This window comes from Streptomyces sp. NPDC042638 (genome assembly GCF_040647235.1).
GTDB lineage: Bacteria > Actinomycetota > Actinomycetes > Streptomycetales > Streptomycetaceae > Streptomyces > Streptomyces rameus.
The window spans coordinates 68,752-90,587 of the sequence record NZ_JBEZBT010000024.1 but is presented as its reverse complement, the minus strand read 5'-3'; the positions used below and the strand labels follow the sequence as shown (position 1 = coordinate 90,587).

Here is a 21,836-nt window from a genome sequence, read left to right as displayed (position 1 = left end):
CGTTACCTGTTCGGGGCCGCCGGGCCGGCTACCGGTTCGGGGGGAGCCCCTCGATCGGGCGGCCGAGCACGCCGGGGCGCCGCTGCCAGGGGCGCGGACCGGTGGGCGGACGGTAGGCGACACCGAGGGCGTCAAGACGCCGGTAGTGGGCGGTCATCCGGCGTTCGAAGTCGGCGAAGTCCCGTTCCGCCGGGGCGGGCAGCGGGCTCCAGGCCACCTCGGCGAAGGCGGCGAGGCGGGGGAAGGTCTGGTAGTCCACGCGCGCGGCGTCCTCCATCACCTCGGTCCACACGTTGGCCTGGGTGCCCAGCACCCGCCGCGCCTCCTCCCCGGTGAGCCCGTCCGGCACCGGCTCGAACCGGTAGACGTCCTCCAGGGTGCGGACGAAGCCGATCGGCACGGGCTCGTCCTCGCCGGGGGCCTGACGGTGGTCCAGGTACACGTACTGCTCCGGGCACATGACCACGTCGTGACCGGCCCGCGCGGCGGCGATGCCGCCCCCGTAGCCGCGCCAGGAGGAGACGGCGGCACCCGGGGCGAGGCCGCCCTCCAGGATCTCGTCCCAGCCGATGAGGCGGCGCCCGCGCGCGGAGAGCCAGGCGTCGAAGTGCCCGATGAACCAGGACTGCAGCCCGTTCTCGTCGGTGAGGCCGAGGTCCGCGATCCGCGTCTTGGCGGTCACGGACTCCGTCCACTGCTCCTTGCGGCACTCGTCGCCGCCGACGTGCACGAACCGCGAGAACTCGGCGGCGTCCGCGGGGAACAGCTCCAGGACCTCCTCGAACACCCCCTCGTAGAACCGCAGGGTGGTGTCGGTGGGGGCGAGTACGTTGGCCGAGACGCCCCAGGTGTCCCAGACGGAGAGGGCGGTGGTGTCGACGACGTCGGTGTTGCCGAGTTCCGGGTACGCGGCGATGGCGGCCTGCGAATGGCCCGGTACGTCGATCTCGGGGACGACGCTGATGTGCCGCTCGGCGGCGTAGGCGACGATCTCCCGGATGTCGTCCTGGGTGTAGTAGCCGCCGTGCGGTTTCTCGTCCCACAGCGGTGAGGCCCGGTGGCCGAACTTGGTGCGCGCGCGCCAGGAGGCGGTCTCGGTCAGTTTCGGGAACCGCTCGATCTCGATCCGCCAGCCCTGGTCGTCCGTCAGATGGAAGTGCAGGACGTTGAGTTTGTGCGCGGCCATCAGGTCGAGATAGCGCAGCACGCCCTCCTTGGGCATGAAGTGCCGGGCGACGTCGAGGAGGAGTCCGCGCCAGCGGAACCGCGGGGCGTCCTCGATGACCTGGTGCGGGACGCCGAGGCCGACGTCCGGCCGTACGGGGGCGCGCCGGAAGGCGTCGGGGCCGAGCAGCTGGCGCAGGGTCTGCGCGCCCCAGAACACGCCGGCCGGGCCGCCGCCGCGGATCTCCACGCCCCGGCCGGCGACGGCGTGCAGGCGGTACGCCTCCGGCCCCAGGGTGTCGTCCAGGAGCAGCCGCACGGCGTTGCCGGCGTCCCGCGGCCCGGGCGGCAGCGGCAGGCCCAGGGCCGCGCCGAGCGTGGCGCGCAGCCAGCGTTCGGTGCGCTCCGTCCCCGGGGCGGCCCACAGTGTGGTGTCGCGGTCGAGCGGCACACCGCCCCGCGTCGGCCCCTCGACGGCGCGCGGCGCCGGAATCAGTTCCACGACATCAGCCCCTCACCCCGCGCGACGCGTTGCGTGTCGCGCAACGACCTTTGCCTCCTGCACAACGCAGGGAGGACGCCTCGAAGGCTAGGGACTGCGCCGGACGCCCACAAGAGGTCTGGACCAGTTGGCCGGCGGAGAACGCAAAGATCCCCGGGCCGCGCCTGACGCGCGCCCCAGGGATCTCACCGCCGCCGGGCAGCCGGGGACCTACTTCTTGTCGCCGCCCTTGTCGTCGCCGCCGCTGCTCATGGACTCGTAGATCTCCTTGCACATGGGGCACACGGGGTACTTCTTCGGGTCACGGCCCGGCACCCAGACCTTGCCGCACAGCGCCACGACGGGAGTGCCGTCGAGGGCGCTCGCCATGATCTTGTCCTTCTGGACGTAGTGGGCGAAGCGCTCGTGGTCGCCGTCGCCGTGGGACACCTGCGGCGTCGGCTCTACGAGGGTCCCCGTACCAGTCCCGCGCTCGGGCTCGAGAGTGCTCATAAAAGCCAGGGTACTGAAGCGCCCAGGCATCAGTTGAGCGAAGGGTCGTCCGGATACGTGGCGACCATCGCCAGTTCGTTGCGCTGGCGGCGCAGCACCTCGCGCCAGAGTCTCTCCGGGGCCGGCGAGGACACGTCACCCGGCTCGGACTCGACCACGTACCAGGCCCCTTCGACCAGCTCGTCCTCCAGCTGGCCGGGCCCCCAGCCGGCGTAACCGGCGAAGATGCGCAGGCTGCCCACGGCCGCGGCCAGCAGTTCCGGCGGCGCCTCCAGGTCCACCAGGCCGATCGCGCCGTACACCCGCCGCCAGCCGAGCGGGGCGTGCTCGCCGTTCGTACCGCCCGGGATGACCGCCACGCCGAGCGCCGAGTCCAGCGACACCGGGCCGCCCTGGAAGACCACACCGGGCTCGCCCGCGAGGTCGGCCCAGCCCTCCAGGATGTCGCCGACGACCACCGGGGTGGGACGGTTGAGCACGACACCGAGGGAGCCCTCCTCGTCGTGGTCGAGGAGGAGCACCACCGCGCGGTCGAAGTTCGGGTCCGCCAGGGCGGGGGTGGCCACGAGCAGCCGCCCTGTGAGCGAGGACACCTCGGTCATGCCAGACATGATCCCGCATCTTCCCCCGGCGTGGGGACCCAATCGGGGGTGCGGGAGTGAACGCAGCTCAGAGCGGGCCGGAGCGGGCCGGGCGCACTCCCGCGCACCCGGTGACCCCAGGTGCCCGAAAGGGAACGGTTCGTGTTGTGACACAGCTATGACGCGGCTGGGCCGCCCTTGGGCTTACGGGCGGGGGGTAATAGGCGATTACCCTGTCTTCCCGGCCCCCGCGCACAGTGATCGGCCGGCCCCTGCCCAACTCATCGGAACGCGAGATTCATGACCGTCAACGACGATGTCCTGCTTGTCCACGGCGGAACCCCGCTGGAGGGCGAGATCCGTGTCCGCGGTGCGAAGAACCTCGTGCCGAAGGCCATGGTCGCCGCCCTGCTGGGCAGCGCGCCGAGCCGACTGCGCAATGTTCCCGACATCCGTGACGTGCGGGTCGTACGCGGCCTGCTCCAGCTGCACGGGGTGACGGTCCGTCCGGGTGAGGAGCCCGGCGAGCTGGTGCTCGACCCGACGCACGTCGAGAGCGCCAACGTGGCTGACATCGATGCCCACGCGGGATCCAGCCGTATCCCGATCCTCTTCTGCGGTCCGCTGCTGCACCGTCTCGGCCACGCGTTCATCCCCGGCCTCGGCGGCTGCGACATCGGCGGCCGGCCCATCGACTTCCACTTCGACGTGCTGCGGCAGTTCGGCGCCACCATCGAGAAGCGCGCCGACGGGCAGTACCTGGAGGCTCCGCAGCGGCTGCGCGGAACGAAGATCCGGCTGCCGTACCCGTCCGTCGGCGCGACCGAGCAGGTGCTGCTGACGGCCGTACTGGCCGAGGGCGTCACGGTGCTGTCCAACGCGGCCGTCGAGCCGGAGATCGAGGACCTCATCTGCGTACTGCAGAAGATGGGCGCGATCATCGCGATGGACACCGACCGCACGATCCGCGTCACCGGTGTGGACCAGCTGGGCGGCTACACCCACGCGGCCCTGCCGGACCGCCTGGAGGCCGCGTCCTGGGCCTCCGCCGCGCTGGCGACCAGCGGCAACATCTACGTCCGCGGCGCCCAGCAGCGCTCGATGATGACGTTCCTGAACACCTACCGGAAGGTGGGCGGTGCCTTCGAGATCGACGACGAGGGCATCCGCTTCTGGCACCCCGGCGGCCAGCTGAAGTCCATCGCGCTGGAGACGGACGTGCACCCCGGCTTCCAGACGGACTGGCAGCAGCCGCTGGTGGTGGCCCTCACCCAGGCCACGGGTCTGTCCATCATCCACGAGACGGTGTACGAGTCCCGGCTGGGCTTCACCTCCGCGCTCAACCAGATGGGCGCGCACATCCAGCTCTACCGCGAGTGCCTGGGCGGCTCGGACTGCCGTTTCGGCCAGCGCAACTTCCTGCACTCCGCGGTCGTCTCCGGCCCCACCAAGCTCCAGGGCGCCGACCTGGTCATCCCCGACCTGCGCGGCGGCTTCTCGTACCTCATCGCGGCGCTGGCGGCCGAGGGCACGTCCCGCGTCCACGGCATCGACCTCATCAACCGCGGCTACGAGAACTTCATGGAGAAGCTCGTGGAGCTGGGCGCCAAGGTCGAACTGCCGGGCAAGGCACTCGGCTAGGCGCCGGCTGACGCCGAATGGGCGGCCCCCCTGGTCAGGGGGGCCGCCCATTCGGCGTCTCAGCGCCCCACAAGGGGCGCGGGGAACTGCGCGACCAGCCACGACGGGCCGGCAGTCACCCACGGTGCCCAGTCGAACGACGCTCCGGTGGACCGGCGCTCGAACGGAGCGGTTACTTGCCCTTGGCCGCTTCCTTGAGCTTGCTGCCCGCGGTGACCTTCACGCTGAAGCCGGCCGGGATGTTGATGGGCTCGCCGGTCTGCGGGTTGCGCGCGGTGCGGGCGGCACGGTGGGTGCGCTCGAAGGTCAGGAAGCCGGGGATGGTGACCTTCTCGTCGCCCTTGGCGACGATCTCGCCGACGGTCTCGGCGAACGCGGCCAGCACGGCGTCGGCGTCCTTGCGGGTCACCTCGGCGCGGTCGGCCAGCGCGGCCACCAGCTCACTGCGGTTCATGTTGTTACTCCCGTGTTTTTCTTGCCGTTGGGGTGTGCCACGCGGCGGAGCCGCCCGAGGCACTGCGATGCCGATGCGCTCGCGCCCTTGGGGGTGCCCCCGGGGACGTAGTCCCTGGGGGAGCATCCTGCCCCTACCTGCGGCGGGAAAGCCAATCCGGCACCCGTAGGAGTCGTGAGAACACCCTGGGGAGTCACACGAAAAGCGCCTGCTCGGCCGTCACCCTAGAGCGCGGCCGGCGTCTTGGGGTTCCACGACGCGCCGGTGCGGGGGGCCGCCGTGGTGATGCTCACAGCCCCCTGCACAGTACGACACGCCTCCGTCAGGCCGTCGCCCCGGCGGCCTTGGCGGCCTCACGGACCGCCCCGGCCACCGCGCCCGCGACCTTGTCGTTGAAGACGCTCGGGATGATGTAGTTGGGGTTCAGCTCGTCCTCGGTCACCACGTCGGCCAGGGCCTTCGCAGCGGCAAGCATCATCTCGGTGTTGACCGTGCGGGACTGCGCGTCCAGCAGACCGCGGAAGACACCCGGGAAGACCAGCACGTTGTTGATCTGGTTCGGGAAGTCGGAGCGGCCGGTGGCCACGACGGCCGCCGTCTGCCGAGCGACCGCCGGGTCGACCTCGGGGTCCGGGTTCGCGAGCGCGAACACGATGGCGCCGTCGGCCATGGCGGCCACGTCGTCGCCGTCCAGGACGTTCGGGGCCGAGACGCCGATGAAGACGTCGGCGCCGCGCACGGCCTCCTTCAGGGTGCCGGTGAGGTTCTCGGGGTTGGTGTTGTCGGCGATCCAGCGCAGCGGCGAGTCGGCCGGCGCGTTGACCAGGTCTTCGCGGCCCGCGTGGACGACGCCGTGGATGTCGGCGACGACGGCGTTCTTCAGACCGGCCGCGAGCAGCAGCTTGAGGATGGCCGTACCGGCCGCGCCGGCGCCGGACATGACGACCCGGATGTTCTCGATCGCCTTGTTCGTGACGCGCAGGGCGTTGGTCAGGGAGGCGAGTACGACGATGGCGGTGCCGTGCTGGTCGTCGTGGAAGACCGGGATGTCGAGCGCCTCGCGCAGGCGGGCCTCGATCTCGAAGCAGCGCGGCGCGGAGATGTCCTCGAGGTTGATGCCGGCGAAGCCGGGGGCGATCGCCTTGACGATCTCCACGATCGCGTCGGTGTCCTGGGTGTCCAGGCACAGCGGCCAGGCGTCGATGCCGGCGAAGCGCTTGAAGAGGGCCGCCTTGCCCTCCATGACGGGCAGCGCGGCCTTGGGCCCGATGTTGCCGAGGCCGAGCACGGCGGAGCCGTCCGTCACGACCGCGACGGAGTTGCGCTTGATGGTGAGGCGGCGGGCGTCCTCGGGGTTCTGGGCGATGGCCATGCAGACGCGCGCCACACCCGGCGTGTAGACCATGGAGAGGTCGTCACGGTTGCGGATGGGGTGCTTGGACTGCATCTCGATCTTGCCGCCGAGGTGCATCAGGAACGTACGGTCGGAGACCTTGCCCAGGGTGACGCCCTCGATGCCGCGCAGCTTCTCGACGATCTCGTCGGCGTGCGCGGTGGAGGAGGCCGCGATGGTGACGTCGATGCGGAGCTTCTCGTGGCCGGACGCGGTGACGTCGAGGCCGGTCACCGAGCCTCCGGAGGACTCCACGGCGGTGGTGAGCTGCGAGACGGCGGTTCCGCTCGCGGGCACCTCCAGCCGGATGGTCATCGAGTAGGAGACGCTGGGCGCCGTTGCCATGGCCGACTTCCTCTGCTTTCACCGTGTCGCGAGTTGTGCCGTCCGATCGTCGCACCTACCGCCGAGTACGTGGTAGCCGGCCTGGGTTGCGGACGTTTTGTTCACGCGAGGTTCTCTGCCGGATTACTGGTTTCGGAAAACCACTTCCACCATACGAGAAACGATCGTGCAGAGAAAGAGGGCGGCGGGGCAAAGAAGGAGGCCCACGTCACATCCGTGACGTGGGCCTCCCACACGTTCATGACACCGACCCGCCATGCTCGCCTCGCGGCAAGTGGTCGCTCGTAGCGACGAAGGTTGGGCCCGGGGGCTTGGATCGGGCCGGTGCCACGTCAAGGCTAACAAACGGATCCCGTAGACCCATTCCCCCGGCCGGAGTTCATGAGGATCTCATCCCTCAGCAGGTCCGGAACCCCCGCCGCGTCCGGCTCGTCCCGCTCCCCCGACACCACCGTCAGCTGCTGGGTGGCCCGGGTCAGCGCCACGTACAGCACGCGCAGCCCGGCCGGGGACTCGTCGGCGATCTCCGCGGGCGAGACGACGACCGTCGCGTCGTACTCCAGGCCCTTGGCCTCCAGGCTGCCGAGCGCGACGACCCGGTCGCCGAGCCCGGCCAGCCAGCGCCGGGCCTCCTCGCGCCGGTTCATCGCGACGACCACGCCGACCGTGCCGTCCACCAGGTCCAGCAGCCGCTCGGCCTCCGCCCGCACGGTCTGCGCCGTCGAGCCCTCGACGACCGCGAAGCGCGGTTCCACCCCGGTGGACCGAACGGCGGAGGGGGACTCGGAGCCGGGCATCGCGAGCGCCAGCACCTTCGCGGCCAGCTCGGCGATCTCAGCCGGGTTGCGGTAGTTCACGGTGAGCCGGAAGCGGCGCCGCGGCCGGCTGCCGAGGGCCTCGTCGCGCGCCTCGGCCGCCTCGTCCGGGTCGGACCAGGAGGACTGCGCGGGGTCGCCGACGACCGTCCAGGTGGCGTGCCGGCCGCGGCGGCCGACCATGCGCCACTGCATCGGCGTGAGGTCCTGCGCCTCGTCCACGATGACGTGCGCGTACTCGGTGCGCTCCTGCGCGAGCCGCTCGGCACGCTCCCGCTGCGACTCCTCGCGCACCGGCATCAGCTCCTCCAGGCCGGTGAGCTGGTCCAGCGGGTCGAACTCGCGCCTTCTGCGCGGCCGGGCCGGGGCACCGAGGAGCGCCTGGAGCTCGTCGAGCATGGCGATGTCGTGCACCGAGTGGCCGTCCCGCTTCAGCGAGCGGGCGACCTTGCGGACCTCGCCGGGGTTGAGGATCCGCCGGGCCCAGCGGCCGAGCCGCTTCTCGTCGGCCATGGCCGCGAGCACGGCCGCCGGGGTCAGCTCGGGCCACCAGGCGTCCAGGAAGCCGATGAACGCGTCCTCGCCGCTGACGTCCTCGTCGAAGGACGAGCGCAGTTCGGCGGCCAGCTCCGGGTCGTTGTGCCGGCCGGCGGCGCCGGATCTCGCCCACAGGGCGTCCAGCAGCAGCCTGCGGGCGCGCGGGCGCAGCAGGTTGACCGGCGCGGTGCCGCCGAGGGCGGTACGGCGGATACGTTCCAGCTCGGCCGCCTCCAGCTCCAGGCGGCGCCCGAAGGCGACCACGCGGAGGCGGTTCGGCGGCGCGTCGAAGACCCGCGGCCCGGCGCCGGCGCCGGTGTCCGTGTCGGTGTCCGTGTCGGTGTCGTCGTCCAGGGCGAGCTGTCCCGCCGGAGCGGCCGGGCCCAGCTCCAGGGCGCCCCGGGCGGCCTTGCGCAGCACCTTCAGCATCCGGTACGAGCCCTTGGCGCGGGCCACGGCCGGGGAGTCGTACAGGGTGGCCTCCGCGCCGTCGACCAGGGAGCCGATCGCGCGGATCGCGACCTGACCCTCCTCGCCGAGCGAGGGCAGCACGCCCTCGGTGTAGGCGACCAGCAGCGGGGTCGGCGAGACGATCAGGATGCCGCCCGCGTAGCGTCTGCGGTCCTGGTAGAGCAGGTAGGCGGCGCGGTGCAGGGCGACGGCGGTCTTGCCGGTGCCCGGGCCGCCCTCCACGTAGGTGATCGAGGCGGCGGGGGCCCTGATGACCAGGTCCTGCTCGGCCTGGATCGAGGAGACGATGTCCCGCATGGTGTGGCCGCGGGCCTGGCCGAGGGCGGCCATCAGGGCGCCGTCCCCGATGACGGGCAGCTCACGGCCGTCGAGGAAGGCCGTCAGCTCGGGCCGCATCAGGTCGTCCTCGACGCCGAGCACCCGGCGCCCCTTGGACCGGATCACCCGGCGCCGTACCACCCGGCCCGGCTCCACGGGCGTGGCCCGGTAGAAGGGCGCGGCGGCGGGCGCGCGCCAGTCGATGACGAGCGGGGAGTAGTCCTGGTCGAGGACACCGATGCGCCCGATGTGCAGCGTCTCGGCGATCTCGGCGGTGCCGTCCTCCCGCACGGCGCCCTCGGCGGGCTCGACCGCCGTGTACGCCCCGTCGGGCCCCTTCTTCCCGTCCTTGCCGGGCAGCAGGTCGATCCGGCCGAAGAGGAAGTCCTCGAACTCGTTGTTCAACCGGTTGAGGTGGACACCGGCCCGGAAGACCTGCGCGTCCCGCTCGGCCAGCGCGCCAGGGGTGCCGACCTGGCCGCGCTGGGCGGCGTCGTGCATCAGGAACTCGGCTTCGTGGATCTTCTCCTCCAGCCGCCGGTACACCCGGTCCAGGTGTTCCTGTTCGACGCCGATCTCCCGGTCACGGACGGAGTCGTTTCCGTCGCTGACCGAGCCGACCGCGGACTGCTGAACCTGAGCGGCCACCTGGCCCCCTTCTGACGTGCTGGGCAGCCGTCAACCGTACGCGAAGGGGGGCCCGGGAGGCTACGGAAGGCCGTCAGGCGCGCTGAGTGCGCACCGAAGGGGCGCGGGCAACCGCGTGACCGACCACGAAGCACCCGCGCCCGGTGACGGACGGCGCGTGCCGCTACGCGTCGACCTGGACGAGCTTCTTGCCCTCGAACGTCACCACCTCGAAGTGGTCGATCTCGTTCGGCTGGAAGGCCGCGGCCCCGCCGATGTACAGCGGTTTCTTCGCGGCCTCGGTCTTGGCGTCCGGCATGCCGTACCCCCAGTCCGGCACCGACCACGACGACATGGTCACACGCTGCCCGTTCTTGGCGACGAGCACCAGGGAGCACTTCAGCGGGCCCTTGACGTTCTTCAGCTCCAGGACCGCCTGGGTGCCCCAGTCCTTGCGCGCCATGGCGACGGTGGCGCTGACATGGGTCGACGCGTCCGTGGCGGACTTCTTGTCGGACATGGTCCGGAAGGTCGACTGGGCCGGGCTCGCGGCGACCTGGCCGCCCCCGTCCGAACCGCCGCCGACCGCCACCGCGGCCAGCGGGCCGGCGATGATCAGCGCGGCCGCGGCCGCGATCATGTAGAAGCCGCGTCGGCGCTTCTGGGCGCGCTTCTCGGCGACCTCGTCGACCAGCTTCTCCACCAGCCGCGGACTGGGCTTCGCGGACAGCGATTCACCGATCGCGGGCGTGCTGCCGGAGCCCGGCAGGTCCGCGAGCGCGGCCAGCATCGGTTCCATCCCGGCCAGCTCGTCCAGCTGCTGGGCGCACCATTCGCAGCCGGCGAGATGCGCCTCGAAAGCGGTTGCCTCGGCGTCGTCGAGGATCCCGAGGGCGTAGGCGCCGACGGTCTCGTGTTCGCTCGGCACCGAAGATCCCTGACTGGGGTTCATGGGCCCAGACATACCCGGACCACCCGGTCCGAAGCCCTGCATTCCCCCGTACCCATTGCTCATCACGCCGTCACCCCCCGCTCCTCCAGTGCCAGCTTCATCGACCGCAGGGCGTAGAACACCCGGGAACGGACAGTGCCGCTCGGTATGCCCAGCGTCTCGGCCGCCTCATTGACGGTACGCCCTTTGAAGTACGTCTCGACGAGTACCTCCCGGTGTGCCGGGGTCAGGTCGTCGAGCGCGTCCGACAGCGTCATCAGCCACAGCGCCTTGTCGATCTCGTCCTCCGCGGGGATGACCTCCAGCGGCGACGGATCGACCTCCTGCGGCCGGGCCTGCCGGCTGCGGTGGCCGTCGATGACGATGCGGCGTGCGACCGTCACCAGCCAGGGGCGTACCGAACCGGTCGCCCGATTGAGCTGACCGGCGTTCTTCCAGGCACGGATGAGTGTTTCCTGTACGACGTCCTCGGCGCGCTGCCGATCACCGGCGACCAGCCGCAGGACATACGCGAGCAGAGGTCCGGCGTGCTCTCGATACAGCGCACGCATCAGCTCCTCATCCGGCTCCGAGGGCTGTGAGGACATGCGATGTCGGGCCCTCATTCCACGTTCATTGGCCACGGCCGCATCCTTGCGCACGCCCACCTCCGGTGTCCGGGGGTTCCCCCAGTCGGTCGCTCGCCCACCCGTACGCAGTGGGGCGGCCCGGTGTTCAAAGCGGAGGGGCAGATTTCCCGGGGACGACGTGACGAGCGGGACATGCGAGCACATTCCCACCGGCCGATCTTTACTTTTCCGGCACATCACCGGGAGCGCCGGCCAACTCCCGTGTAGGCGGCAACGAAACGCGGTGTAGCGAAGATCACGTCCGCTTCGGGGCTCCGGCGCCCTCAGGCCCGGGTGAGCGCGGCCCGCCGCCGGTGCCGGGCGACCCGCTCCCGGTTCCCGCACACCTCGCTGGAACACCAGCGCCGGCGCCGCCCACGGGACGTGTCGACGTACACGAGGGGACAGTTGTCCCCCTCGCACTCCCGCACGGCGGCCCACGCCACGGGGTCGGTGAGCAGTTCGACGGCGTCGCGGGCGACCACGGCGAGCAGGGCGGCGCAGCCGGGCGGTCCCGCCAACTCCCGCACGAGAGCCCCGTCCTCGCCGCGCACGGCCAGCGGCGCCGGGGGCGCGGCCCGGGCCACCTCGTTGACCCGGCCGAGGGCGGCCCCGTACGCCGGTGTCCGCGCGCCCCGCACGCACCGCACCAACAGCCCGACGTCCCGCCGCAGTTCCCGGAAGCGGGCCGGCCAGGAGCCGTCGGCGTGCTCCAGCGGCGTACCGGCCGGCACGAGGCCGGCAGCCCCGATCCACGCGGACAACGCCGCCACCCCGTCCAGCCGTTCGCCCGGGTGCGTGGTGGCGAGCAGGTCCAGGCACACCCGCCCGGCATCGAACCGCAGCTCGTACGGGGGCGTGGCGCTGTCGAATGCCATGTGCGAGTCACCGCCTGGGCAGGAACCGTGCGGAAGCGTGCGGGGAACGGTTGCGTCCCCCTCCTCACAGTGCCCGTCCCGAGGGTGCGCCGGAACCCCCCGTAGCGGGGTTCCGTTCACCCCTGCCGGGCTCGCGGGGTCCGGTCCGGCCCGATCCGCACGGAAGACCTCAGTCGTCCGCGTACTTCGCGTCCGTCGCCGGGTCCAGGGCCAGGCGGTAGCCCCGCTTCACCACCGTCTGGATCAGTTTCGGCGCCCCGAGGGCCGTGCGGAGTCGGGCCATCGCCGTTTCCACGGCGTGTTCGTCGCGGCCCGCGCCCGGCAGGGCGCGGAGCAGGTCGGCGCGGGCCACCACCCAGCCGGGGCGGCGGGACAGGACGCGCAGGAGGGACATGCCGGCCGGGGGGACGGGCCGGAGGTCGCCGTCGACCAGGACCGCGTGGCCGCGGATCTCCACCTGACGGCCGGCGACGGGCAACGACCGTGCCCGGGCCGGGAGTTCCCGGCACAGGAGCTGGACCAGGGGCCCGAGGCGGAAGCGTTCCGGCTGGACCGTCCGCACCCCGCGGGCCTGGAGGGGGAGCGCGGTGACCGGGCCCACGCAGGCCGGGAGGACCTCGTGGGCCAGGGCCGAGAGCAGCTCGTCCAGCAGGCCGCGGTCCTCCGCGCGGGAGAGGAGGGAGGCCGCGGCGGGGGCGCTGGTGAAGGTGAGGGCGTCCAGGCCGCGGCTGACGGCCGCGTCCAGGAGGCGGTCCAGGGGGCCGAGGTCCGCCGGGGGCATCCAGCGGTAGACCGGGACCGGCAGGACCTGCGCCCCGGCGGCGCGCAGCGACTCGACGAAGCCGGGCAGGGGTTCGCCGTGGAGCTGTACGGCGATCCGGGTGCCGTCGACGCCCTCCCCCAGGAGGCGGTCGAGCACCTCGGCCAGGGACTCCGACGACGGTGACCACTCCTCCGTGAGTCCGGCCGCCCGTATGGCGCCCTTGACCTTCGGGCCGCGGGCCAGCAGCCGTGCCCCGCCCAGCCGGCCGAGCAGCCGCTCACCGAGACCCCAGCCGTCGGCGGCCTCGACCCAGCCCCGGAAGCCGATCGCCGTGGTGGCCACGACGACGTCCGGTACCTGGTCGATGATCTCCTTGGTGGCGGCGAGCAGTTCGGCGTCGTCGGCGAGCGGCACGATCCGCAGGGCGGGGGCGTGCAGCACGCCGGCGCCGCGCCGCTGGAGCAGGGCGCCCAGTTCGTCGGCGCGGCGCGCGGCGGTGACGCCCACGGTGAAGCCGGCGAGGGGACCGTGCTCGGGTTGCTGCTCTTCGTCGTACATGGGCTCTCCCAGGGTCTTTCGTCTGGCTCAGGCCGGATCAGGGAGCGGTCTCAGGGCCCGCGAGCCCGGCGTGATCCAGACGGAAGGCCCCGACTGACCGGCACGCCGACCGAGCCTGTCAACGGGCCGTGACGGGCTCGGTTCGGTGCGGTGTCGCCGGTGTTACGTCACACCTCGGCGTGGCTGAGCCGGGACCCGGCCTCCGAAGCCGCCGCCGTGGCCGGAACCCGTCCGGCGGGGCGGCGGAGGTATACGGTCCAGGTGACCGCGAAACAGACGGCGTAGAAGGCGAGGAAGGCGACGAACGCGCCGGTGCCGGAGCCGTGGGCGAGGAAGGACTGGCGGAAGGCGAGGTTGATGCCGACGCCGCCGAGCGCGCCGACCGCTCCGACGAGGCCCATGGCGGCGCCGGACAGCCGCCGGCCGTGGGCGACGGCCGCCTCGCCCGCCAGCCCGGCGGCCAGGGCCTTGGCCTGGAAGATGCCGGGAACCATCTTGAACGCCGAGCCGTTGCCGAGCCCGCTGAGCATGAACAGGACGACGAAGGCGCCCACGAACAGGGGCAGCGAGTCCTCCAGGCCCGCGACGATGAGCACGGCGGTGGCGGCGGCCATGCCGGCGTAGTTCCACAGCGTGATGCGGGCGCCGCCGTAGCGGTCGGCGAGCCGCCCGCCGACGGGCCGGAGGAGGGAGCCGAGCAGCGGGCCGATGAAGGTGAGGTACGCCGCCTGCAGCGGGGTCCGGCCGAACTGGTTCGTCAGCACCTGGCCGAAGGCGAAGCTGTAGCCGATGAAGGAGCCGAAGGTGCCGATGTAGAGGAAGGACATGATCCAGGTGTGGGCGTCCCGCGCCGCGTCCTTGGCCGCACCGGTGTCGTTCGTCACCGTGGCCAGGTTGTCCATGAACAGCGCGGCGAGTACGGCGGCCACGACGATCAGCGGGATGTAGATCCCGAGCAGCAGGCGCGGGCCGCCGCCGGCGCCGATGACGGCGAGTGCGGCGAGCTGGACCACGGGTACGCCGATGTTGCCGCCGCCGGCGTTGAGACCGAGCGCCCACCCTTTCCTGCGCAGCGGGAAGAAGGCGTTGATGTTGGTCATCGAGGAGGCGAAGTTGCCCCCGCCGATGCCGGTCAGCAGGCCCACCAGGAGGAAGGTGGAGAAGGACGTCCCCGGCTCCGTCACCACGAACGCGGCGACGGCCGGGAGGAGCAGCAGGCCCGCCGAGACGACCGTCCAGTTACGGCCGCCGAAGACGGCCACGGCGAAGGTGTACGGCACCCGGACGACCGCGCCGACCAGCGTGACCATCGAGGTCAGCAGGAACTTGTCGGCGGGGGTGAGCCCGTACTCCGGGCCCATGAACAGCACCAGCACGGACCACAGGGTCCAGACGGAGAACCCGATGTGCTCGCAGAGCACGGAGAACCAGAGGTTCCGGCGCGCGATCCGCTCCCCCGCCGCGCGCCAGAAGCCCTCGTCCTCCGGGTCCCAGTGCTCGATCCAGCGGCCACTGCGACGGGTTGGGGCCGGGGCTGTCATCACGCCTCCACGGTGCTCGGGCTGCTCGGTCTGCCGACCGCTGACTGGGCCCGAAGGTAGGGACGGCGCGTTTCCGTGCCCGTGGCCGTGCGTGACCGCACGGGAACGTTGCTCTCACCGGGCGCGCGGAACGACGGTGAGGCGGCGGCGCCGGGCCGTCGTCCGGCGGCGGCTGCCGGGCCGTCGTCCGGCGGCGGCTGCCGGGCCGTCGTCCGGCGGCCCCGGCCCGGCGCCGGCCGGGGCGCGGGAACCCCCGGGCCGGGCCGCGGCGCCTCAGCGTTCGGCGTGCATCACGTCCGCGTCGGCGGCCGGGAGCCACCCGCCGGCCGGCCGCGTCAGCCACCCCCGCGCCCGCGCGATCCCGGCCACCGCCCGGCGCAGCGCGTCGAGTCCGGGATGGGCCAGGCCCCTGCGCCAGACCAGGGAGACGGGGGACAGCGGAACGGGGTCGACGAGGGGGCGCCGTACGGTGCCCGGCATGGGCGGGAAGTCCACGACGGCCAGCACCGGGGTCCGGGTCTTCGCCATGACACGGCCGAACTCCTCGTTGCCGACGGCCACGGGCTGGGGCGGGGCGAGCCGGATGGACCGGCCCTTGAAGAGGCGCACGGCCAGGTCGGTCCACTCCCGGGTACGCGGGTTGCCCGCGCCGGCGTACACGGTCTCCCCGGCCAGCGCGGACAGCGGCACCTCGGGCAGGCGGGCCAGCGGGTGGTCCGCGGGCAGTACCACGGCCATCGGCTCGTACCGCACCGGCTGTTGCTCCAGGCCGGAGCGGAGCGCGGGGTCGAGCCCGGCGAAGCGGCCGAAGGAGGCGTCCAGACGGCCGGCGAGCAGCTCGGCGGCGGCTCCGGTGAGGCCGCTCTCGTAGCGGGCCATCAGCTCGCAGCCGGGGGCGAGTTCCCGGGCCCGGAGCAGTACGAGGCGTCCGGTGACCAGGCCCGTGGTGTTGAGGTCGACCAGCAGCGGGCGGGACTGGCCGGCCGCGAACGCGGCGAGCAGGTCGTCCTGGGCGGCGAGGACCCGGCGTGCGTGCGGCAGCAGGCGTTCGCCGTCCGGGGTCGGTGTGACCTGCCGGGTGGTCCGCAGGAACAGCTCGGTGCCCAACTCGCGCTCCAGCCGCCGCACATCCCTGCTGAGCGCCTGCTGGGCGACGTACAGGCGGGCCGCGGCCCGGGTGAAGTGCAGTTCCTCGGCGACGGCGACGAAGGCGCGCAGCAGGCGGGGGTCCAGGTGGGCGGGGGCGGGCATGACGGCGAACTTACAACGCATGCGCGTGAATCGGCACGCGGAAGGTGTTGGACCCGGTGATCCGCCGCGGGTGAACGTAGCCGTATGCCGCAGCAGACCACCAAGGACAGTCCGACACCCGGTCCGATACGCAGCAGGGGCCGGGGGTCCGCGGGATACCGGCGCCTCTTCGCCCTCCCCGGCGCCCGCGCCTTCACCGCCGGTAACCTCCTGGCCCGTCTCCCCATGGGCATGTTCAGCGTGAGCGCGGTCGTGATGATCGCCGGCGCCCGGGGCTCGTACGCCCTCGCCGGTGCGGTCACCGCGACGGGGCTCGCGGCGACCGCGGTCGCCGGGCCCTGGCTCGCCCGGCTGGTCGACCGGCACGGACAGGCCCGGGTCGCGCTGCCGGCCACCGTCGTCTCCGTGCTCGGCAGCCTGGCGCTGCTGCTGTGCGTCCGCTACGACGCCCCCGGCTGGACCCTGTTCGCCGCCTACGCCGGCACCGCGGGCACCCCCAACATCGGCGGTCTGTCCCGCGCCCGCTGGGCCCATCTGCTGCGTGACGAGCCCGGCACGCTGCACACGGCGAACGCCTTCGAGCAGGCCGCGGACGAGCTGTGCTTCATGCTCGGCCCGGTGCTCGCGTCCTTCCTGACCGGGACGTTCTTCCCGGAGGCGGGCACCCTCGTGGGGGCGGTGCTGCTGCTGGCCGGGATGGCGCTGTTCACCGCCCAGCGGGCCACCGAGCCGCCGCCCCGGGCCCGTTCGAAGGCGCCGTCGCCGCTGCGCGGTCCCGGCATCCCGCCGCTGCTGCTCTGTTTCACGGCCACCGGCGCGGTGTTCGGCTCGATGGAGGTCGTCACGATCGCGTACGCCGACACGCTGGGGCAGCGTGCGGCGGCGGGTGCCGTGCTCGCCCTCCAGGCGGCCGGCTCGTGCGCGGCGGGACTGGCGTACGGGACGCTGAAGCCGGCCGGTCCCCGGCTGCACCGGTGCCTGGCCGCCATGGCGGCACTCATGGCGCTGCCCTGGGCGGCGGCCGGCTCGGGCTCGCTCGTGGTGCTCGCCGGTGCGCTGCTGGTCGCGGGCATGGCGACGGCGCCCACCATGGTGACGGCGATGACCCTGGTGCAGCGGCTCACCCCGGCCGACCGGCTGAACGAGGGCATGAGCCTGATGGTGACCGGACTGCTCACCGGCATCGCCTGCGGCTCGGCGACGGGCGGCTGGGCGACGGAGCACCTCTCCCCCGCCGCCGCCTTCGCGGTACCGGCCGCGGCGGCCGCACTGGCCCTGTGCGTCGGCCTGGTACCGGAGGCCGCGAGGCGCGTCGGTGCGCGTCGGTTCCCGCAGGACGCGGGACCACAACGGTCAACCTGCGCACGCAACTCGATCGAGGCACGACCCCTTACGGACGGCGACCGGAAGTAAGCGGATCGTTATCAACGTGACCGATCCCACACGATCGGATTTCGTCTACGACCGGGAACGGTGACACCCCCCGGCCGACGTAGCCACACCCCCCACGCACCCCGCCGCGCCGACGCACCCGTAACGGCCGTGAACTGCGACAACCGTCAACGACCCCGTTCGTGATCCGGCGGGCCCACGGGCACCCCCGGGACCCTACCGAGAAGTACAGCAATCAACTGATCGTCAAATAGACAATTGGCAAGGGAGTTGGACCCCGACGCGCCCCCAACTCGGCCGGTGTGACGCGTGTGACCCGGTAGGCTCATCCCAACATCGTCTCTCGTGACGCACTTCGCGATCGGCTCATCCCGATCGGGGCCGTTCGTGCTCTGCGACCGAGAGGAGGTGTGCGCGTGGAGAACCCGCCCCAAGGCGGCGGGCGGGACAACCGGAAGACCGTCAGGAGGATCTTCGGTTGGCTGGCGCTCCAGGCACTGGGTGCCTGGCTGCGACACCAGCTGGAAAGTCTCTTCTGACGGCGTAAGGCCCCCTGCTGGAACAGGGGGCCCTCGGGGTCTCGCTCCCACACGCCGGCCCTGCGCCCCCGCCAACGGACTCAACAACCGTGGGGGCCAGGGCCACTTTCACAACCGATCTACGTGGACCGCAGTCACCAACCTGGGCCCGACGTCGTCCAACCTCGCGCATTTCAGCGGAAGCATCCACCGGTTCAGCCGCCTAAAAGCAAAGCGAACCAGGTCAGTTGCTCCCACCGTCCGACGATGTGACACGGTCGTGGCCTGGGAATGGTACCCCTAAAGTGGTCCTTCCGAGGAGGGTGAACACGCGCATGGCACGGGGACTGGCCGATTTCAGCCCGTCGGAGCTGCGCGCGCTCCGCATGAACCTCTACGCGCGTCCCGGTGCGGTGGCCATGACGGCGGAGGAGCTGGCGCGGGCCGTCGGGACCACCAAGGCCCAGATACTGGCCTACGAGAACGGGCACCGAGTGCCAGACCCGCCCCGGGTCCGTGCCCTCGCCCGCGCCCTGGGCACCCACCCCTCCGCCCTGATGAACCCCGAGGGCCGGGCGTCCTGGGACATCGCCGACGTACGCCGCGCCTGCGGCCTGCGGGCACGGGATGTCGTGGACGAGGTCGGGGTGTCACCCAAGAACTACCGGCGGTTCGAGATCGAGGGCATCGTGCCCAGCCGGCGCCCGCGCTTCCTCGACGAGGTGGCGGCACTGTTCGCCATACCCCGCTCCACCCTGGAGCGCGCCGTGAACCGCACCCCGGCCGTCCGCAGACGCCAGGAGCGGGCCGCGGAGCTGATCGGGGCCCTGGCCGAGCGCTATGTGCCCGCGCCGGGGCCGTGGAAGGGTCCGGCACCCGACGACCCGTACCTCGTCGAGCTGGCCGCCGCCTACGGCCGGCCCGTGCAGCGCACCAGACGGGTCCTGACCTACGAACTGGGCGAACTGCGGCAGACGCACGTGCGCGCGGAACGGGAGCGGGTGATCGCCGACTTCGACACCGACCGGGACCGGCAGGCCAACGCCCGGCTGGCGCTGATGCGCTGGAGCCAGGTCTACGCCCGGGAGCTCGGCCGTATCGGCCCGCGGATGGAGCAGTTCCACCGCAACGCCCAGCCGTCCACCTCCTGGCAGTTGCTCGTGGACCTGTTCAACGTGGACGCGCACGCCTCCCGGGCCGAGGGGGGCCTGTGGGCGGTGGCGAAACTGCTCTCCGCCGACGTCGAGCCGCTGCCGCCGCACCTGGTCGAGCGGCGGCTTGTCGAGGACGTCCGCGTCTGCCGTCTGACGGCGGCCGGGCTCGCGCACCTCAACACCTTCGCCGGGCTGTACGCGGCGCTGTATCCGGGCGTGCGCCGGCCGCTGCGCTCCGCGCACCGGGCCGGCGGGTCACGCGGCCGGCCGTCGCCCGGGACGGAGACCTTCTCCGTCCCCCATCACGCCGAGCGGCTGGTCGTGCCCCAGACCGCGCTGGACGCGTTCCGCGGTGTGGTGGCGGGCACCAAGTCGTTCGTGACGGTGGAGCTCAGCCCGCATCTGCGCCTCACGGTCGGACCGAACTTCGTGACGGCCGCCCCCTTCGAGGGGGATCTTCCCGATCCGGGGCTGCTGGACGAGGGCTGGAGGGATCCGGCGCAGGCATGACGAAGGCCCCGCCGCTCGAAGCGGCGGGGCCTTCGCCCACATGGGGTACCCCCGAGGGGGTCAGTGGAGATGGCGGGAATCGAACCCGCGTCCAACGGTGCAGAATCAGGGCTTCTCCGTGTGCAGTCCGCTGTGATTTTCTCGGCCCCGGCGATCACGCGAACAAGTCGCCGACGGGCCCAGTCACTGTTAGATTTCCCTCTTCACCCCGTGACCGGGATCAAGGTTTAGTTCCCTAGCTGATGCCAGGATCCGGGTCGGGAACAGCCCCGGGCTGACACTTCGCAAGTCGCTACTTAGGCAGCGAGGGCGAAGGAATCGCGCTTGGTGTTGGCGATTATTTTTTGCGACATATGGTTTACGAGATCATTGCCGCTTCCTCGACACGCTTCCCCTGCTTCGACAGCCGCTGTCGAAACCGATCATCCCCATGTTGTTTTTTCAATCCCCTCCGTGGAGGGGGCGCGCACCCGCTGTGGGGTGCAGTGCCATCGTACGTGACCAACGCACGCCCGTGCCAGCTTATTCCCGGGCGGCCCGGTCAGAGGCCGCGCTCCCTGCGCTTCACCGCCGCGATCGCGCGGTCCGACTCCCGCCGGTCCTGCTTCTCCCGCAGCGTCTGCCGCTTGTCGTACTCCTTCTTGCCCCGCGCGAGGGCGATCTCCGCCTTGGCCCGGCCGTCCTTGAAGTACAGGGCCAGGGGCACGATGGTGTGACCCGTCTCCTGGGACTTCGACTCCAGCTTGTCGATCTCCTCGCGGTGCAGCAGCAGCTTGCGCTTGCGGCGCACCGTGTGGTTGGTCCACGTGCCCTGGCTGTACTCCGGGATGTGGGCGTTGTGCAGCCACGCCTCGTTCCCGTCGATCTGGACGAAGCCGTCCGTCAGCGAGGCGCGTCCCTGCCGCAGCGACTTCACCTCCGTACCGGTGAGCACCAGCCCGGCCTCGTAGGTGTCGATGATCGCGTAGTCGTGCCGTGCCTTCTTGTTCTGCGCGACGATCTTGCGCTTGCCGTCCTTGGCCGCCTTCGCGGCCCCTCCGCCCTGCTTGGGCTGGGACTCCTTCGGTACGTACATTCCCTTGCTCATAGTGCCGCCCATTTTCGCACCATGGAGGGGGTGCGAGGGAAGTCCATTAACGGGACCTACGACGGGTCGCCGAGGCCCGTCAGGACCGTCTGCGCCCGCTCCAGGGCGCTGGACCCCGCCTCCAGGTCGGGCGTGATGCCCCGGCCGTCGACCGTGCGCCCGGCGGGGGTGCGGTAGTGGCCGACGGTCACCTCGGCCACCGAGCCGTCGGGCAGCTTCGTCGGCATCTGGACGGAGCCCTTGCCGAAGGTGCGCGAGCCGATCACCACCGCGCGGCCCCGGTCCTGCAGGGCGCCGGTGAGCAGCTCGGCCGCGCTCATGGTGCCGCCGTCGACGAGGACGACCAGGGGCCGGGTGATGTCGCCGTCCGGGGCGGCGTGCAGGGCGCGCTGGGCGCCGTCGACGTCGTAGGTGGCGACCAGGCCGCCGTCCAGGAAGGCGGAGGCGGTGTCCACCGCCTCGGTGACCAGGCCGCCGGAGTTGCCTCGCAGGTCGAGGACGGTGCGGCCGTCGGCCGGGGCCGCGCTCAGGGCCTCGCGGACCGCGGCGGCGGAGCCCTTGGTGAACGCGGAGATCTTCAGAACGGTGACCCCGCCGGGCAGCCGGCGCACGGTCACGGAGTCGGTGGACAGCTTGGCCCGGTGCAGCGTCTCGCTCCACGCGCGCGTGCCGCGCTGCAGACCGAGGGTGACCGTCGTACCGGCCGGGGCGTCCTCGGCGTCCCCGCGGAGCAGGGCGATCACCTCGGTGACCGGCCGCCCGTCGACGTCGCCGCCGTCGACGCTGCGCAGCCGGTCGCCGGTGCGGATCCCGGCGTCGGCGGCGGGCGAGCCGGGCCGCACCTTCGTGACCTCGATCCGGCCGTCCGGCTCCCGCCGCGCCCACAGGCCGACGCCGGTGTACCGGCCGTCGAGCGCGTCCTGGAACTCCTCGTACTCGCCCTCGGAGTAGACCGCCCCCCAGCGGTCCCCGCTGCGGCTGACGGCCCGCTCCGCCGCTTCCATGGGGGACTTCCCGTCGGCCATCGCCTCGGCGGCGGCCTTCTCGACGGCCTCCTGCCCGCCGACGGGACCCACCGGTCCGACGGCCGCCCCGCGCGCGGGGTCGCCGGGCTCCGGGAGGGAGCCGGTGGCGGCGCCGGTGATCAGCACGCCGGCGAAGACCAATGTCAGGGCGGCCCCGCGGCGGACGCGGCGGGGCTGACAGAACGGGTCACGGCCTGACATGGCGGTGAGTCTAGGACAACGCGAAGGGCCGTACGGGCGGATGCCCGTACGGCCCTCT

At 72.2% G+C, this 21,836-nt stretch carries 18 protein-coding genes and 1 other RNA gene; 4 read left to right on the top strand and 15 right to left on the bottom strand.

Annotation, left to right across the window (positions count from 1 at the left end; genetic code table 11):
• Positions 1-28: 28 nt before the first annotated feature.
• The 3 genes from AB0B40_RS20635 to AB0B40_RS20625 all read right to left on the bottom strand — a co-directional run bounded on the left by AB0B40_RS20635 (position 29) and on the right by AB0B40_RS20625 (position 2,760).
• A complete protein-coding gene (locus tag AB0B40_RS20635; RefSeq protein WP_345060854.1) occupies positions 29-1,666 on the bottom strand; it encodes a beta-N-acetylhexosaminidase in 1,638 nt (545 codons plus the stop codon).
• A 210-nt stretch (positions 1,667-1,876) separates the two neighbouring features.
• Positions 1,877-2,158 carry a DUF3039 domain-containing protein gene (locus AB0B40_RS20630; RefSeq protein ID WP_018549697.1) on the bottom strand — a complete coding sequence of 94 codons (282 nt, stop codon included), beginning with the start codon at positions 2,156-2,158 and terminating at the stop codon, positions 1,877-1,879.
• Positions 2,159-2,187: 29 nt separating this feature from the next.
• Positions 2,188-2,760 carry a YqgE/AlgH family protein gene (locus tag AB0B40_RS20625; protein ID WP_345060850.1) on the bottom strand — a complete coding sequence of 191 codons (573 nt, stop codon included), beginning with the start codon at positions 2,758-2,760 and terminating at the stop codon, positions 2,188-2,190.
• A gap of 279 nt (positions 2,761-3,039) precedes the next feature.
• On the opposite strand from AB0B40_RS20625, the gene murA reads away from it, so the two are divergent.
• Positions 3,040-4,380, top strand: a complete 1,341-nt coding sequence (murA, locus tag AB0B40_RS20620) for a UDP-N-acetylglucosamine 1-carboxyvinyltransferase (protein WP_345060848.1) — start codon at positions 3,040-3,042, stop codon at positions 4,378-4,380.
• Positions 4,381-4,552: 172 nt separating this feature from the next.
• On the opposite strand, the gene AB0B40_RS20615 is transcribed toward murA, so the two are convergent.
• From AB0B40_RS20615 to AB0B40_RS20575, 9 genes are all read right to left on the bottom strand, one after another.
• Positions 4,553-4,834 carry an HU family DNA-binding protein gene (locus AB0B40_RS20615; RefSeq protein WP_014673024.1) on the bottom strand — a complete coding sequence of 94 codons (282 nt, stop codon included), beginning with the start codon at positions 4,832-4,834 and terminating at the stop codon, positions 4,553-4,555.
• 322 nt (positions 4,835-5,156) lie between these two features.
• Positions 5,157-6,572, bottom strand: a complete 1,416-nt coding sequence (locus AB0B40_RS20610) for an NAD-dependent malic enzyme (RefSeq protein ID WP_345060846.1) — start codon at positions 6,570-6,572, stop codon at positions 5,157-5,159.
• Between the two features lie 338 nt (positions 6,573-6,910).
• Entirely contained in the window at positions 6,911-9,361 is a 2,451-nt protein-coding gene (locus AB0B40_RS20605; protein WP_362264857.1) for a UvrD-helicase domain-containing protein, read from the bottom strand.
• 163 nt (positions 9,362-9,524) lie between these two features.
• The gene (locus AB0B40_RS20600) at positions 9,525-10,292 is read right to left on the bottom strand and encodes a zf-HC2 domain-containing protein (protein WP_345060842.1); all 768 of its coding nucleotides are present in this window, start codon (positions 10,290-10,292) and stop codon (positions 9,525-9,527) included.
• 62 nt (positions 10,293-10,354) lie between these two features.
• On the bottom strand, positions 10,355-10,939 hold the full coding sequence (locus tag AB0B40_RS20595; RefSeq protein ID WP_184958216.1) for a sigma-70 family RNA polymerase sigma factor: 585 nt from the start codon (positions 10,937-10,939) through the stop codon (positions 10,355-10,357).
• Between the two features lie 245 nt (positions 10,940-11,184).
• The gene (locus AB0B40_RS20590) at positions 11,185-11,778 is read right to left on the bottom strand and encodes an ABATE domain-containing protein (protein ID WP_345060838.1); all 594 of its coding nucleotides are present in this window, start codon (positions 11,776-11,778) and stop codon (positions 11,185-11,187) included.
• A gap of 169 nt (positions 11,779-11,947) precedes the next feature.
• Positions 11,948-13,099: a uroporphyrinogen-III synthase gene (locus tag AB0B40_RS20585; protein WP_362264855.1), complete on the bottom strand. Its 1,152-nt coding sequence runs from the start codon at positions 13,097-13,099 to the stop codon at positions 11,948-11,950.
• Between the two features lie 167 nt (positions 13,100-13,266).
• Entirely contained in the window at positions 13,267-14,640 is a 1,374-nt protein-coding gene (locus AB0B40_RS20580) for a nitrate/nitrite transporter (RefSeq protein ID WP_345060858.1), read from the bottom strand.
• A gap of 273 nt (positions 14,641-14,913) precedes the next feature.
• A complete protein-coding gene (locus tag AB0B40_RS20575; protein ID WP_362264853.1) occupies positions 14,914-15,891 on the bottom strand; it encodes a LysR family transcriptional regulator in 978 nt (325 codons plus the stop codon).
• 84 nt (positions 15,892-15,975) lie between these two features.
• On the opposite strand from AB0B40_RS20575, the gene AB0B40_RS20570 reads away from it, so the two are divergent.
• The 3 genes from AB0B40_RS20570 (at position 15,976) to AB0B40_RS20560 (ending at position 19,465) form a co-directional block, all read left to right on the top strand.
• A complete protein-coding gene (locus tag AB0B40_RS20570) occupies positions 15,976-17,304 on the top strand; it encodes an MFS transporter (RefSeq protein WP_362264851.1) in 1,329 nt (442 codons plus the stop codon).
• Positions 17,305-17,699: 395 nt separating this feature from the next.
• Complete coding sequence (locus tag AB0B40_RS20565) at positions 17,700-17,822, top strand: hypothetical protein (protein ID WP_345055279.1); 123 nt, start codon at positions 17,700-17,702, stop codon at positions 17,820-17,822.
• A gap of 314 nt (positions 17,823-18,136) precedes the next feature.
• Complete coding sequence (locus AB0B40_RS20560; protein WP_345055281.1) at positions 18,137-19,465, top strand: helix-turn-helix transcriptional regulator; 1,329 nt, start codon at positions 18,137-18,139, stop codon at positions 19,463-19,465.
• 61 nt (positions 19,466-19,526) lie between these two features.
• Here the strand turns inward: AB0B40_RS20560 and ssrA are convergent.
• From ssrA to AB0B40_RS20545, 3 genes are all read right to left on the bottom strand, one after another.
• Positions 19,527-19,895, bottom strand: a transfer-messenger RNA (tmRNA) gene (gene ssrA / locus AB0B40_RS20555).
• 111 nt (positions 19,896-20,006) lie between these two features.
• Positions 20,007-20,540 (bottom strand): SsrA-binding protein SmpB, encoded by a 534-nt coding sequence (gene smpB, locus AB0B40_RS20550; protein ID WP_345055306.1) that lies wholly within the window; start codon positions 20,538-20,540, stop codon positions 20,007-20,009.
• A gap of 68 nt (positions 20,541-20,608) precedes the next feature.
• On the bottom strand, positions 20,609-21,778 hold the full coding sequence (locus AB0B40_RS20545) for a S41 family peptidase (RefSeq protein WP_345055283.1): 1,170 nt from the start codon (positions 21,776-21,778) through the stop codon (positions 20,609-20,611).
• Positions 21,779-21,836 lie beyond the last annotated feature (58 nt).

Bases quoted from the DNA above. Each gene is read 5' to 3' on its own strand.
- AB0B40_RS20610 (WP_345060846.1), bottom strand. From the start codon at position 6,572: ATGGCAACGGCGCCCAGCGTCTCCTACTCGATGACCATCCGGCTGGAG.
- murA (WP_345060848.1), top strand. From the start codon at position 3,040: ATGACCGTCAACGACGATGTCCTGCTTGTCCACGGCGGAACCCCGCTG.
- AB0B40_RS20575 (WP_362264853.1), bottom strand. From the start codon at position 15,891: ATGCCCGCCCCCGCCCACCTGGACCCCCGCCTGCTGCGCGCCTTCGTC.
- smpB (WP_345055306.1), bottom strand. From the start codon at position 20,540: ATGTACGTACCGAAGGAGTCCCAGCCCAAGCAGGGCGGAGGGGCCGCG.
- AB0B40_RS20570 (WP_362264851.1), top strand. From the start codon at position 15,976: ATGCCGCAGCAGACCACCAAGGACAGTCCGACACCCGGTCCGATACGC.
- AB0B40_RS20625 (WP_345060850.1), bottom strand. From the start codon at position 2,760: ATGACCGAGGTGTCCTCGCTCACAGGGCGGCTGCTCGTGGCCACCCCC.
- AB0B40_RS20630 (WP_018549697.1), bottom strand. From the start codon at position 2,158: ATGAGCACTCTCGAGCCCGAGCGCGGGACTGGTACGGGGACCCTCGTA.
- AB0B40_RS20615 (WP_014673024.1), bottom strand. From the start codon at position 4,834: ATGAACCGCAGTGAGCTGGTGGCCGCGCTGGCCGACCGCGCCGAGGTG.
- AB0B40_RS20585 (WP_362264855.1), bottom strand. From the start codon at position 13,099: ATGTACGACGAAGAGCAGCAACCCGAGCACGGTCCCCTCGCCGGCTTC.
- AB0B40_RS20560 (WP_345055281.1), top strand. From the start codon at position 18,137: ATGGCACGGGGACTGGCCGATTTCAGCCCGTCGGAGCTGCGCGCGCTC.
- AB0B40_RS20580 (WP_345060858.1), bottom strand. From the start codon at position 14,640: ATGACAGCCCCGGCCCCAACCCGTCGCAGTGGCCGCTGGATCGAGCAC.
- AB0B40_RS20590 (WP_345060838.1), bottom strand. From the start codon at position 11,778: ATGGCATTCGACAGCGCCACGCCCCCGTACGAGCTGCGGTTCGATGCC.
- AB0B40_RS20600 (WP_345060842.1), bottom strand. From the start codon at position 10,292: ATGAACCCCAGTCAGGGATCTTCGGTGCCGAGCGAACACGAGACCGTC.
- AB0B40_RS20545 (WP_345055283.1), bottom strand. From the start codon at position 21,778: ATGTCAGGCCGTGACCCGTTCTGTCAGCCCCGCCGCGTCCGCCGCGGG.